A 14,832-nucleotide genomic window follows, 5' to 3' on the forward strand; every position below is an offset into this window, starting at 1 on the left:
AGCATTGCGTAATTATGATAACGATACAGCATATGATCCAAATAATGCATTATTACTATTACCAGGGAATCCAGATCAATTCTTTGATAAGTGTAAAATGACTTTTGACCAAAATGGATACCCAATTTTCAATGATAATGATCAATCGTCATTTGTATCTGAAGTAACAAAAAATCAATATAGAATTGATAAAGCCATTATGAACCCGGAAAGATGTAAATACATGAGAATCCATAATAAATGGTTTGAAGAAAACAATCATCAGTCTATATAAAAAGCATAAAGCGATGACGAGAGGGTCCATTTCTATTGAATCACCCCTGTTTAAACAGCATTATTTATGGCAATATGTACAACTATTACATAATAGGCTATTATATAGATGCACATCTATATAAGAGGTAACGTAAATGGATTATCAAAAATTAGCTAACTTGCTTAAGGTAGTTGCTGAACCAAATCGGCTTAAAATTCTTGAAATGCTTTCCTGTGGTGAAATGTGTGCCTGCGACATTCTTGAACACTTTGATTTTACCCAACCAACGCTTTCTCATCATATGAAAGTATTAGAGGATAAAGGATTGGTCATCGTAAGTAAGAAGTCAAAATGGCATTACTATTCATTAAATCCAGACACGACTGCACTTATTATTAACGGCTTAACCCGTACGCTGTCCAATACTGACAATTGTATGTGTAAGGATGCTAATTAAAAAAGATAATCCTTTTATTTTTACCGCAAACATAGATAATTATCTATATGAAGGGGATTAATATGAAGACGTCGAAAAACCTATCATTTATGGATCGTTACATGACCCTATGGGTGTTTTTAGCTATGTCACTTGGAATTTTAAGTGGATTTATTTTCCCTTCCTTGCCTAAGTTGATCAACAGTTGGTCAGTGGGAACTACGTCTATTCCGATTGCAATTGGCTTAATCTTAATGCTGTACCCGCCATTAACTAAGGTTAATTATGAAAAAATGGGTGATGTATTTCGTGATAAGGTAGATTGTAAAATTTAGAAGACTTAGATATACCAACTTGTTTATCAGTTGAAAACAGTTAGAAACAGTTAGAAACGATTTCCACGAAAAATAAGTTTGAAAGATTCAAGGAGTTGTATTATATTGAGGGCGTAGAATCAATAATATTAGGAGGGTGTATTATGTTATCGAGGAATAATTGGAAAGAACAAGTTCGGCAACAAGAACCGAAGAAACAACGGTTTACGATTAAGAAATTAACCATTGGAGTTGCTTCGGTTTTGATTGGTTTCACATTTATGGGAATGAGTGCTTCAGCCAACACTCAAACCACATCTGGTAATCCAGCAGCAAATACGAATGCGAATGCTTCTTCTACGGAAGGACAAAGCGATAATGCTGCTAGCCAACCAGTTCAGCCAGCTGGGAGCGGTACAACGGGTGATGCTAAGACACCTGATACAGCGGGGAAAGGCCAGGACACCGTCAACAAATGGATGTCAACCCCGGCCTTGGACGGCCTGAAAAACTTTGAAGGGACCCCGGAGAACCACGTCACCCAATCCGATGTAAATAACGTGGTCAATCAGATCAACAGCCTCAAGCAGGAGGAGTACCAGAAGCAGCTGGAGCAGGTGAAACAGCAGGTCCTGAACGAAATTGGCAAGCGCTTAGATACAGTTACTCCAGCACAAATTCAGGCCGTCAAAGATGAACAGGACCTGTTCCAACTCGAGGGGGTGCTTCAGAGCTACTCCGAACACCAGGATGTCATTAAGCGACAGGAACTGAAGACAGAGATAAGTCAAATTAAAGCACAGGGTAACAAAGACGTTGATGCGGCCAAGACCAACGCTGAGGTTAATGCGGTTGTGAAGAAAACCCTGGATGGACTCTCACTGGTGGTGGCGAAGAATAACCTATGGTCGACTCGTGGCACCCTGATCCGGTCGGGCTTCCTGCTGAATAGTTACGCCAACCTTTCCAACGAGGACAAGGCAGCCCTGCAAAAGCAAATTACGGATGCCCAAGCACTGTTGGCTGAACAAACGACCGAACTGGACGACTGGAAGCAAGGCGACGCGGCGGCATTCGAAAACACGACCAAACAGACGCAAAAAAAGGCCAGTCAGATTCTGAACGCGATTAAGGAAGCGGGGACCAAGAACTTTGCCGCGGCCCAGTCAGCCGCCGCGGATGCCCTGGCCAAGTTGCCGAACCTCCATACGGATTCTCCGTTTGCCCCGGCCGTCCTTACGGCCTTCCAAAAGGAAGTTAAGGATGCTAAGAATGCCAACACCATTGACATTCTGATGAGTATGGCGGAAAAAATGAACCTGCCGATTCCGAAAGTCAAGGCTGATACAACAACACTAATTGCACCATCTAAGATTGTACCTAGCTATGATGGTACAAAGGTAGTTGATACACCTTTTTATAACAACTCTCGAGGTACAAATTCAAACCTAATCGACAATCAATCTAAAACTGGACAGTATACCTTTTACTTCACTGCAAAGGATGCATCTGGTAAGGAATACGCTAGTTCATATGCTGCAGAAAAAGGAAATCCTACAGGAGTCGTGCTTAATTCCATATTAGATAAGGATGCTGGTGCATACGATCCAAATAGTTTAGAGTTTCATTTTTACTATCAAAACAATACTGATCAAGACCAGGCAATTAATTATACTTTGAGAATGGCTGGTTACCTTAGTCCGTATCTGCCAGGAAAAGAATTTAGTTTGACTCCAGATGATAAGAGAATAAGTGATGTTAAAGTTACTAGCAAACAAGGCAATACTTATGATATTAGTTCTGTAACTGGAGCTTTAAATAAGGTTGAATCAAGTGATGGTGATTTGAGCCGGGTAGGGGACGTGCCAGTTAATTTAACTGTTAAAGCTAATGATGCAATCAATTTGGTCATTCCGTTTGTCCTTAACACTACTGCTAAGAAGTCTAATGACCAGATTGAGGATCACAATGAATTTAGTGTTCGGGAAAATGGACAACAGACTGGTTATTTGGTTGTCAGATCTTCAACTTATGCGCCATTATATACAGAAGACAAGATTTATCCAGAAGTTAATGTAGGAAATAACAATTATACTCATGACTACCCAGATAATCCAGGCCCATTTGATTTGGATCCTTCTGTGTATCTTGATAATGACTTCATGGATGGTTTCTGGGATGGGCGTACTGGTGTATATAAGGCCAGCAAGCCAACTAACTTGAATACTGTCTATAACAGCTATACCTATACGTTTTTACTTCTTGATAATTATCAAAAGTCTCTAACTAAACATGGATTCACTGTAGCTTTTCGTAATGGCAAGCCAGCGCCATATTACATGTATCAGTTAAGTAAAACTGGTTCAAAAGTGGTTGATAAAAATGGTAATCCAGTACAAGGTGAAACTAAGGGACATCCTTATTTTGAAGTTGTACCGGTAATTTTGCTTAATCAAGATGAAACTTATACAACTAAGACGGCACCAACTGCTTGGGATCCATCTACTATGGTTAATAAAGTTGCTGATCCAACTAATTATCGCTACTGGGATCAAAAGACCGATAGCGCAGTTAGAATGGATAATACTGCAGCACAACTAACTGCTAAAGACTTTACGGTAACTATCACTAAAGATGGTCAAGCCGTTAAGCCAGATGATAACGGAAAGTATGATTTGTCTAAGCCAGGAACTTATACTGTTACTTATTCTAAAGATTTCAATGGCACGACAATTTCTAATTCTGGTCAAATTACTGTAACTCCAGTTGAAGACACTACAGTAACGTACACGTTCTACGATGAGACTGACAAGACGCCAGTTGAGGGTCATGATGTTACTGTCACTGGTCAGCCTGGTACTGATCAAAAGGTAAATCTTACTACCCCAGAAGGCTACAAGCTTGCTGAAGGTCAAACCTTACCAACTAGTGTCACGATGCCAAAAGCAAACGAGACAATTACTATTCATCTTGTTCACGCTACTAAGGATAATCAAAAGTACAAAGTAAACTACGTTCCGATGGATATTGAGCGTCCAACAACTGATACCTCAGTTACTAAGACCCAAATGCCAACGGTTACGAATGCTGATACGATGCCAGATGGGACAATTATTTACAAACAAAAAATTTTTGATGCTCCAAAGGGTGTCACTACCTCTGTTGATTCAAAGACTGGTGAATTAACCGTAACTGTAGCAAAGGATGCCACTACTGGTCCTTTCCTTGTTCCGGTAGATATTAGCTATCAAGACGGCAGCAGAGGTATTATCTGGTATGTTCCTGTCAAAATCCACGATAAAATTGACACTAATGATCAAACTGTTCAAATCTCGGCGTCCTTTAGTTCTCCTATAGTTAACCTGCACAGAACGACTAATGATAATACTAATATCGATGTTAACAATAGTCGGATTAACACCATTAACGTCTATTACGATTGGGATCACACCAGTGGCAATGGTAACTACAGGACGACCATTGTTTACAAGTTAAATGCCGACGGAACGAAGTTTGTAAATACTACTGATCCTACTGATAGCTTCGACGCTAGTGGATTCAAGTACGAATGGAGAAAGGGCTATGCTCCAAACACCAAATTTGGTACTGGTACTGGTACTGTTTTAGCTCAGAACAACAACGGTGTTTTCAACCCAGAAGCAATGTACCGGATGAACTATACGATTACTGATCCTTCGGTTACTAAAAAGCTTAATCTGTCTACCAACTTCAGTACTTATAAAACCGTCTTCTTCAATTTCTGGGGTGCCACTACTAATCAGACACTAACCTTCAATCAAAACCAAGACATTTCTAACTTGAGTCAAGCTCAATACCGTCAATTGATCGACGTAACTGATCTTGGTGCTAATGGCTGGAACGGTACGAATGTTGATCCAAGCACACCACAAGAGGCTGCTTACACTCCAGGTACGGATACTACTAAGACCTTCTCAATGGCATGGGCACCAAATGGTCAACCTTCAACTGCTACAGTTGCTGACGGTGTAAAGGGTACTGTACGAATTAATTTCAATGATGGTACTTACCTTGACGTTCCAGCAACAATCAATGTTGTAAAGAATAACGCTGATCAATACATGCCAGCTTATAACGACACAACTGTTGCGGCTAATAGTTCTGTAGATACTGATTCTCCTAGCTTCACTAAGGATAGTAAACCAGTTACAGATGTTCCTGGTCATACTTACGCATTTAATGATGGCACAACTACGATGACCATTAATGATAAGAATGGTAAGAACCCAGTAACTGTAACTATCGATAAGACCTCTGGTGCTATTACATTTACTGCTCCAGATGATGCTACTGAATATGATATTCCAGTAACAGTAACCTATGAAGATGGTTCAAGCAACACAGCAACTGCTAAAGTCTTCGTTAATAAGTCACTTGATCCAACCAAGGTTGATCCAACGAAACCTGAATATAAGGAAATGTTCAAGACGGTTACCCGTGATATTGTGACTACTTCAGTATCTGGTCAACAAACAACTGAGGCTCAGGGTCTAGACTTTGGTCGGACAATGACTATCTACGGTAATGGCGATCCTGCTAAATATGGTAAGTGGGAAGCTGGTAAGTTGAGTGCGGACAAGTTTACTACTCAAGGCGGCTCAACCGAATTTGCTTCTGAAAGCATTACACCAGTTGATGGTTACACTTCTTACTACAAGATTGGCAATGACGGTCAAAAGGTAAATGCTTCTGCTGTTCCATCTGCTTCTGCATTAGATAAGGATGGCAACCCAGTTGACGGTACTACTGTTTACGTTGGTTACGATAAGAACAATACGCCAACACCAACTGAAGACACTACAGTAACGTACACATTCTACGATGAGACTGACAAGAAGCAAGTTGAGGGCCATGATGTTACTGTCACTGGTCAGCCTGGTACTGATCAAAAGGTAAATCTTACTACCCCAGAAGGCTACAAGCTTGCTGAAGGTCAAACCTTACCAACTAGTGTCAAGATGCCAAAAGCAAACGATACAATTACTATTCATCTTGTTCACGCTACTAAGGATATCAAGCCAAATGATCCAGGTGTAAATCCAAGCGATCCTGTATATGCTGATATGTTCAAGACCGTAACTCGGACAATCAAGGTTAACAACCCAGATAGAATGGTTGATACTACAACACAGCAGGTTAACTTCAACCGGACTAAGACCATAGATGAAGTTACTGATGAGGTTATTTCCTATGGTAACTGGACATTAGCAACTGGTTCGACTAAGGATTGGGGTCAATTCAATGTTCCACAACTCGACGGCTTTATCTCATATGTTGATGGTAATGCGGCTAAGGAAGTTGCTGAAGAAAACGTAACTGCTGATACAGCTGACGTAACTGTAGAAGTAACTTACAAGAACTCTGACAACAATGGTAACAATACCAACCCTGGCGATGACGGCAACCATAACACTAACCCTGGTGATAATGGTAACCACAATACTAACCCAGGTGATAATGGTAACCACAATACTAACCCAGGTAATAACAACGGTATCAATAATGGTACCCAAAACGGTAATGGCAACAAGACCGTAAACACTAATGTTACTGACAACGGTAATGGTGACAAGACCGTAAACACTAATGTTACTGACAACGGTAATGGCAACAAGACCGTAAACACTAGTGTTACTGACAACAGTAATGGTGACAACGGTCAAAACAACAAGCAAGCATTACCACAAACCGGTAATACTAAGAATGATGCGGCTGTAGCTGGATTAGGTTTAGCTGGCTTACTGGCAATGCTTGGTTTAGGCGGATTGAAGAAGAAACGTAACTAGATAACATAATTTTCTTTCCCAATATTTAAGTGCTGTATTCGATTCGTCTAAACTATGAAAAGGACTACTTAGTATTTATTGTAAGCAGCCCTTTTTTTGTTGGTAAATTAGACTCTTTGTTAATCGGTAAGGATGAAGAGAATTTAGAGAACTAGACTAAGCTACTTTAGCTATTGGTCTAGTTCTCTTTTTTGATAATTCCCGAATCATGAGATTAGAAGTCTTCCCTAAATTTCAAGAATAAGTTAACCAATGATACTCAAACATTACAAGCTCCAATAAAAAAGGACAGTGTATTGGAAGTATTAAACTAACAAGTTCTCGTTTAAGAACTATATCTGGTGATCACTTATCATATCCCTTATATGGTAATGAAACAGTATCTAAAGGCAATTTCTTTGAAAAAGCATTCAAATAATTTTCTACTGTTATAAACTTATTCCCTCCAAGAGCTAATACTTCTTTTTATGTTTCAAGCCTATTTGTTATAAAGTTTTCTGAATAAAAAGCGCCAACCGAAGTCAGCGCAGAAAAAGTAGCAATATTATTTCATCATCTTACGAATCAGAGCAATCATCTTTTTAATTGATTTTTTAACGTGTTTATTAGGCACGACCAAAATGATAAGGTTGGTGTGCAAATTGGAATCGGGTAGCTCCCGATTACCGAGCCGGTGGGACATCTGAAAAGATGCCCTTTTTTATTTTTAAATGAATTTTGTATTATTCACTTTATTCCTCCCATATATAACAACGAATGGGAAACTAAAAAGTAAAGATTAATTTTCATCGTTTTTAAAGTAGGGTCTATTTGTAATAAATAACCCCTAAAGAATGTTGCTATGTCAAGCCCCTGTATTCTACAATCAGAATATAGGGGCTTTTAATTTATATATACAAAAAGTAGCCCCTAAATAAGGAGCAAAAATTACTATGAAACAGCTTGTATTACCCATCAAAGATACCAACGTCCTCCACGAAGTTGAAGATACTTTACTCCATAATTTTCGTGAAGGACGCCGGAATTACACAATTTTCCAGGTTGGCAAGGCCACTCTGCTTCGAGTGAGTGATGTGTTGGCTCTCAGACGCAACGAAATCTATAAAACTGATGGGGACATCAAGAAAAATGCTTATATTCGCGATAAAAAGACCGGAAAACCTAATATTTTATACCTTAAACCAGTAAAACAAGACTTAATCGACTATTTTAACTGGCTAAACGAGCAAAACATTCAATCGGAATGGCTTTTCCCCTCCTCACGGGACCATTCTCGGCATATCACAGAAAAGCAGTTTTACAAAATCATGGCTAGAACCGGTGACTTACTAGGAATTAACTACCTTGGGACCCACAGCATGAGAAAGACGGGTGCCTACCGAGTTTACACGCAAACCCATTACAATATTGGCCTGGTGATGAGTCTTTTAAACCATACATCTGAAGCTATGACCTTAAAATATCTGGGACTAGACCAGGTTAGCCGTGAAAAGATGCTCGATGAAGTTAAGTTTGATTAAGCAGTAACCCCATAATCTCACTCGTTAATCAGGTTAGGTTTAGTCATAAACCGGTCTGATTAACGAGTCCAGCAAGCGGTAGCGCAGTAGAATATCAAATATGTTCCATTTTTGATTTCGTGTGTCATTTGTCATACAATATAGATGAGGTGATTAGTATGGACGCAAGAGTAGATAGTCGTATTCCAGTTGACGTTAAAGAAAAAGCCAGCAAAGAATTGGCCGCTCATGGATTATCCATTTCTAGTTTTATTCGTATGACCTTATCTTCTGTAGCTAACGATGGCCTACCAAAGTATTGGGGGATTCCTAATGCAGAAACCATGTCATCAATTAACGAAGCAGTTGATGATTTAAGCGAACACAAGCTAAAAGGCGCTTCTTCTTATAATGAACTGGAGAAATTGTTAGATGAGTAAAATTATCCCAACCAACCATTTTAAGAAGCAGCATAAAAAGGTAAAGAAGAATCCACGTTGGCATAGTATTTTCCATGGAGAGGTCCCATTTCCAGATGACCATCGCTCGCCATGGGAATATGTAATTAATTGCTTTCTAAATGATGAACCAATTCCCGATTATTTTTACGAACACTCAATTACTTTGACGGCACAGCAAAAAAGCCAAATTAAGAATCGTTTGGGTTCCCTTAATCAGGTCGAAATTAAAGGATTAGACCTTCACTTTGACGGTCATAATGGCGACCATTTGTTGCTATATATTCGAACTAACCAAGAAATCGTTTATTTAGTGGGTATCGGTACTCATTCCGATCTATTTTAATTGACGTTAATGTTATCAAGAAAGAGTTATTGCGATGAGTAATATCAAATTAAATGATTACCTAAACAAGCAATTGCAAAATCAGAAATTCCAAAAAGAATTTGAACAAGAAACTATTCAGTTAGAAAGAAGTTTTGCCCATGATGTCTCCGAAAAGCATTGCCCGGTGGCAAGCACTGAAAGCCAAGAAGTTAAGTGGCCGCACGGTTCCGGAAGATATGGAATATAAAAAACTGCAGATGAAGCATGACGCTGATGTTTTAGCCTTAAACGAACTAAAATGGAAAGCTGAATTAGCCGAAGCTATTATGCTTTCATCAATGAATAACAGCAATACTAAGTCTGTGTTAGATGATGTTATTCAATCCGAAATTGGCGAAAAACAGAAGCCATATTCTCGGAAAGATATTGCTGATTTTGTGAATGTCTTTTTAGCCAAAGCTAAACAAGAAGCGACTACACAAAATCGTAAGCAGCCATTGGGAAGTAATCCATTAAATAACAATGAATTACCCAATGGCTCAAAACACAGCAACTAATTGTTGATGCTGTTTTGAATAAAATTCCCTTTGTCGAAAGACATTGGGAATTTTTATTTTGGCATTACCTTTTGGATATAAAAGGTAATATTTAATTTTCAAATGTAATCTTGAAAATTAAATCAATGGTTATTAGGAAATATGTTCCTAATTCCCTCGGAAGAGCGACCGACAAAATGGGGTTACTCCATTTTGTCTAGGGAGCTAGTAAATTGGATAAGTTAACCACTTTACTTATTACCGAATATGTTACAATGATGGTAGCAAAACTACGATATGGGTGATGATAATATGTCGATTAAATGCACGGTAACAACTGACTTACAAGCCAAGGATAAGAACGGTTATTCTGGCATTCAAAAGCACGTTGAACATGATAAAAAGATTAATCACACTAACCAAGATATTGTGTTCAGCGAAACTCAATTTAATCAATATGATAAATCTCCGAAAACACGAGCAGCAATCGACCAATGGAACAATGAACATTTCAAAGACTATGTTGAGGAACACGATAAACATCAACGTGAAAAGGGACACGCAGAACGGCAATACGGCAGTGTTAAAAACTACCTAAAACGGAAAAAGAAGGCGACCGCTGTATTAACCATCGGTAATATGGAAGTTCAAAGTAAATTAATGCAACAATTCTGTCCTAAGACTTCCTATCAGGAAGAAAAGTTGCCGGACGGTACTACGCACTTAGTTTTCAAATTAAAGGACCAAAATAACCAACCAATCCCAGATAATATTGCGGTTGCCAAGCAGTTTTATGGCTGCTTCAATCGAGCCTTAATTAAAGCCACCAATAACAATGTTGGGTGGACACTTAAAGATAAATCACGAGTTAATGTTGGCGATTATTTACACCGAGGACGCTACGCCACCAATAATGATGAAATGGGAATCTCTCACATTCATTATGAATTAGCTACCTTTGGCATGACCAGAGGCGGTAAAAAGCGAGCCGCTCACGTGACTAATTCACTCAATCAGGCCTTAGTAAGTCTCCATCACGCCGTTACAGGTAAATACTGTTCCGGACGTGACGCTACGAAATGGTTTCGAGCCAATATGGACCAGTACGCCTTAAAATGTCTGGAAACTGAACTGCACAAGACTTACAAGGTACCGCAAGATAAAAAGATCCTCGATTTTGAACGTAAAACCAAGGAAGATAAAACCGTACAAACTGGTCTTTCCATGGAACAGTTAAAAGCTCAACATCAGGAAATCGCTGACCACCAAAAAGCAGTTCAGTTACTACAAAGCCAAGCTGATAACTTAACTAACCAAAAGAATGATGTCCAGTCACAAGTAGCAACCGTCACTCAGAACCTAAAGGGCATCTACGAAGCCACTACAGGCCACCAGGCAGTCGATAAAGACGGTAACGACCTTTCACCCTTAGAAATGGCAAACGACATTACAAGGGCTGCTAGAAGCTCTCAGAAGGATAAACAACAAGCTGACCAGGACGCTGACGCTGCCAAAGAAAAACAAACAGCCGCCGAAAATCAACAGAAGCAATTGGACCAACAATTAGCCCATCAACGCCAACAATTACAAAACCTGCAAAATCAGATTAGCGACGCTGAAGAACAAATTAGGCAGCGCAAGCTCCAGCGTATCAAAGCCGCTCAACAAGAAATTGACCAAAACGACTTACTCGATAATAACGATCAACCAATTACAGTAACCGAAGCTAATGTAACCCAAATGGAACAGGAATTAGATTCCTGGCGTCAAGAAGAGCGAGATAATTGGGAAACAGATAAACAAGACTATCAAGATGAACTTGATAACCTAAACCAAGAGATAACTACTGCCCGTACTACCAAGACTGAATTATCAACTACCAACCAACAATTAACCACCCAGAATCAGCAACTCCAGAATGAAAATACAACCGTACAAAACCAAATTAACGACTACAAAAACCAATTAGTCGATACCATTGCTGAAAACGCCCCTGAACACAAAGTTGACTCATCATTACTAAACCCCAATGAAACAGCTCAACCAGTTATTTCTGACACTGGACGTCAACAACACCTACGCCAAACTCTAAAATACCTCATGGACACCACAACCAAAGTTCTCCAAAAGATTAAAACCGAAGCCACAAACTTTATTAACCAAATAACACAAGCATTAACCCAGCCAACCCAAAATCAGCAAAGTAATCCAACTTCACAACATAGCCCCTCTTTAGACCTATCAAACATTAAAAACTCTGACAAACCCTTTGACTATCGCAAAGAACAAAAGTTAATGAATGATCCAGGTATCAAACTAAAAAAGGCAATTTTATTTGCTACTAACGACCAATTACAAAAGACAAGTCAACAAACTAAACAATCACTCAAGAAACAAGCCGAAGATGAGTATGAACTTTAGATTTACCCAGCTATCCTTAAACCCACTAAAGGAAGAACAAGTGCTTTTCGCCATCTTGCTCTCTCAGTCAACCCATCCCAATCATTAATCAACTTAGCAAACAAAGCTACTAAGCTCATCAATAATTGCAATGCAGATAGTTTAAACTCACCTTGCCCTTGTCCCAATAACATTCTTCCCTTGATGAGAAATACAGCCATGGTATATTCACACGTTGAAATAAAAAATAAACCGTTTAATAATATCAATAAAATGCAGATGATCTTTCTTTTGATGAAATACTATAATGTATTAACTAAATAAATTCCACCAATGGCGCTTTTTATCGTGCTTTTCAGTAACTTGATTTTCGGTTTCCGTTTCTGGTTTCTGATCAGGTTGTGACTCTTTATATTCTGCTTCACGAACATTGTCAGTCTCTTTACTGAAACTATCATCGTGAGTAAGAGATAATAGCTGTTTATTTTCTTCCTGGGTATGTAAGAGTAACTGCTGGTTCTGGTCCATTAATTTATGAAGATCCGTAATTTGGTGATCCTTGGCTTTTAGCTGATCTCGCAGCTCATTAATAAGGTCATTTTTAGCTTTAATCAGCTCGTTGTTTCCATCACTCTTGTTGTGATGGTGCGGTTCTTCTTGGTTTTTGGTTTTGGTTTCCGCTTGTTGGTTTTCAGTATCCGTTTTCGGTTTCTGGTTACTTTCCGACGTGGAGTTTTCGAAATGGTTAATAATCTCTTGCGCACCATCATTGTCAATTAAAATTCGGTTTCCAGAAACTGACGTGTGCTGTTTCCGGAAACTAGAATTCATTAGTTTTCGAATTGCCGGCTTGGTTACATGTACTTTATCTGCCAATTCCTTGATAGTGTACGATTTATCTGCCATATCGAATACCTCGTTTCCAGTTTCTAGTTACTAGTTTTCGGTATCTAGTATACTCTTTTCCATATGAAATAACACATTTAAACATTGACGTGTTAATAAATCGGAGTAAAGTATAAATGTATACTATTAACACATTTTAAATTTGGTGTGTTAATAACGTGAGGAGTAAATAAAATGGCTGATAAAACGCAACAAATCCGGAGCATTGTTAAATATAAGAACCGTCTGAATAGTATTCCACTTCGTAAATTCAATCCTACTGAAATGGATTTGTTTTTCAGTATTGCAGCTCAAGTTCGGGATCGGGGATCTGAAACAATCACCCTTTCGTTCAAGCAATTACAAAAGCTGTCTACGTATCATCGCAGCACTGAAAGACTAGTGGCAGATCTGGAATCAACATATGATAAACTCCTCCAGTTAAATGCCAAAATAGATGATGGTGATACTATTACCAGGTTTACTTTGTTTAATATGTATTCGATTAGTCGATCAAAACAGACCGTTTCTATAGCCGTTAACAGCCGTTTTAAGAGCTTATTTAATGATTTAGACCAATGGACCGTTTTTGGGCTAGAACAGTTTGTAGGGCTCAAGAGCACGTATTCTAAGACCATGTATCGGCTAGTTAAACAATTCCGGACAACTGGATTTCGAAGATTTGGCATGGATGAATTTCGGTATTTACTTGCAATTCCCGAAAGTTACAAGTCTTATCACATTATGAGTAGGGTTGTAGATGTCATTAATAGCGAATTACCAGCTTTAATCCCTGGATTTAAACTAACCCCCATTCGGCAATCTGAAATAGATTATCCTGGTAAACCTGTTCCTAAACGGGGCCGTGGAGCTGCAATTGTTGCTTTTAAAGCTGTGTGGACAAAGGAAACAGTGTCTCAACGTAAGGAAGTTACTCCAAAGGAAGAACGTCAAAAACGCGGTAAGATTACAGAAAAACTACCTGAATGGGCACGAAAAGATTATAAGCCTGACATAAAACCGGCATCTCCACAGCAGATGGCTGAAACAAAACGACTATTAGCTGAATTACGAGCAAAACGAACAAAAAAATAAAGTGTTTGTAAGAGGACGTGGAAACACGTCCCTTTTATATACCCTTTTATATACCCTTTTATATACTCTTTTATATACTCTTTTACGTGGCTGAAATCCGTTGGCAGACATGGGGTTGCGAATCTCTTTTAACACAAATCCGCCAAGTATTAACACAATTTCGCCAGTTATTAACACAATTTCGCCAGTTATTAACACAAATCCGCCAAGTATTAACACAATTTCGCCAGTTATTAACACAAATCCGCCAAATACAATGGACTAAAAAAATTGGCTGATCTGTGTTAATTGCACAAAAGTGAAATATATTAACACAAATTAGCCAAACCACTATATATAGACGATTTTAGTAATAAACCACAACATATTGAAAGTATGAATTATTAACACAAAATTGCCAGAATCAGGGTTACTTTTTATTGATTTTGGCGAATATGTGTTAATTCAATGCAAAAGAAGGGCTATTTAATGTTGTAGGTAAAAAATATTCAAAAATGGAAATTAGGTTAGTAGATCAAGCAAATAAATATATTCCAGAACCTGGAAATACAAAACGTGATAGTTATAGGTTTGGTCTTATGAAAAAAGCAGTCTTTGAAGAAAGTGAACGACTTTACGGGAAAGATGTTTGTTGGCTTACTAAAAAAGAAAGTATGGGCCTTGTAGTTTCACATATATATGCCTCGGCAGAAGCATTGCGTAATTATGATAACGATACAGCATATGATCCAAATAATGCATTATTACTATTACCAGGGAATCCAGATCAATTCTTTGATAAGTGTAAAATGACTTTTGAC

The 14,832-nt window shown here is 38.6% G+C and carries 13 protein-coding genes and 1 pseudogene; 12 read left to right on the forward strand and 2 right to left on the reverse strand.

What is annotated here, in order from left to right:
- From H5975_RS05115 to H5975_RS05180, 10 genes and pseudogenes are all read left to right on the forward strand, one after another.
- On the forward strand, positions 1 to 274 hold a 274-nt coding region (locus H5975_RS05115), incomplete at its 5' end, for a hypothetical protein (RefSeq protein WP_275086945.1).
- 136 nt (positions 275 to 410) lie between these two features.
- Entirely contained in the window at positions 411 to 713 is a 303-nt protein-coding gene (locus H5975_RS05120) for an ArsR/SmtB family transcription factor (RefSeq protein WP_016497301.1), read from the forward strand.
- A gap of 62 nt (positions 714 to 775) precedes the next feature.
- A pseudogene (locus H5975_RS05125) lies at positions 776 to 1,009 on the forward strand (arsenic resistance protein); the annotation flags it as partial.
- A 161-nt stretch (positions 1,010 to 1,170) separates the two neighbouring features.
- Positions 1,171 to 6,831 (forward strand): YPDG domain-containing protein, encoded by a 5,661-nt coding sequence (locus H5975_RS08765; RefSeq protein WP_239473152.1) that lies wholly within the window; start codon positions 1,171 to 1,173, stop codon positions 6,829 to 6,831.
- Between the two features lie 932 nt (positions 6,832 to 7,763).
- Positions 7,764 to 8,351 carry a tyrosine-type recombinase/integrase gene (locus H5975_RS05155; RefSeq protein ID WP_003672430.1) on the forward strand — a complete coding sequence of 196 codons (588 nt, stop codon included), beginning with the start codon at positions 7,764 to 7,766 and terminating at the stop codon, positions 8,349 to 8,351.
- Positions 8,352 to 8,509: 158 nt separating this feature from the next.
- Positions 8,510 to 8,770: a type II toxin-antitoxin system RelB/DinJ family antitoxin gene (locus H5975_RS05160; protein WP_204785163.1), complete on the forward strand. Its 261-nt coding sequence runs from the start codon at positions 8,510 to 8,512 to the stop codon at positions 8,768 to 8,770.
- Entirely contained in the window at positions 8,763 to 9,134 is a 372-nt protein-coding gene (locus tag H5975_RS05165; RefSeq protein ID WP_204785164.1) for a replication associated protein, read from the forward strand. Before H5975_RS05160 ends, H5975_RS05165 begins: the two co-directional genes overlap by 8 nt.
- A 34-nt stretch (positions 9,135 to 9,168) precedes the next feature.
- A complete protein-coding gene (locus H5975_RS05170; protein ID WP_204785171.1) occupies positions 9,169 to 9,363 on the forward strand; it encodes a hypothetical protein in 195 nt (64 codons plus the stop codon).
- Complete coding sequence (locus H5975_RS05175) at positions 9,353 to 9,673, forward strand: replication protein (RefSeq protein WP_239473153.1); 321 nt, start codon at positions 9,353 to 9,355, stop codon at positions 9,671 to 9,673. The genes H5975_RS05170 and H5975_RS05175 overlap by 11 nt, the downstream gene beginning before the upstream one ends.
- Before the next feature lie 291 nt (positions 9,674 to 9,964).
- Positions 9,965 to 12,073: a replication protein gene (locus tag H5975_RS05180; RefSeq protein ID WP_204785166.1), complete on the forward strand. Its 2,109-nt coding sequence runs from the start codon at positions 9,965 to 9,967 to the stop codon at positions 12,071 to 12,073.
- Between the two features lie 2 nt (positions 12,074 to 12,075).
- Here the strand turns inward: H5975_RS05180 and H5975_RS05185 are convergent, their stop codons facing one another.
- Both H5975_RS05185 and H5975_RS05190 read right to left on the reverse strand, forming a co-directional pair.
- Positions 12,076 to 12,273, reverse strand: coding sequence for a hypothetical protein (locus H5975_RS05185; protein WP_204785167.1), 198 nt, complete (start codon positions 12,271 to 12,273; stop codon positions 12,076 to 12,078).
- 91 nt (positions 12,274 to 12,364) lie between these two features.
- Positions 12,365 to 12,958 (reverse strand): DUF536 domain-containing protein, encoded by a 594-nt coding sequence (locus tag H5975_RS05190; protein ID WP_204785168.1) that lies wholly within the window; start codon positions 12,956 to 12,958, stop codon positions 12,365 to 12,367.
- Positions 12,959 to 13,132: 174 nt separating this feature from the next.
- Here H5975_RS05190 and H5975_RS05195 point away from each other — a divergent pair, with 174 nt between their 5' ends.
- Positions 13,133 to 14,032: a replication initiation protein gene (locus tag H5975_RS05195; protein ID WP_204785169.1), complete on the forward strand. Its 900-nt coding sequence runs from the start codon at positions 13,133 to 13,135 to the stop codon at positions 14,030 to 14,032.
- 494 nt (positions 14,033 to 14,526) lie between these two features.
- A partial coding sequence (locus H5975_RS05200; RefSeq protein WP_204785170.1) for a hypothetical protein occupies positions 14,527 to 14,832 on the forward strand: 306 nt, incomplete at its 3' end.

It is taken from the genome of Limosilactobacillus coleohominis (assembly GCF_016901675.1).
Taxonomy (GTDB): domain Bacteria; phylum Bacillota; class Bacilli; order Lactobacillales; family Lactobacillaceae; genus Limosilactobacillus; species Limosilactobacillus intestinavium.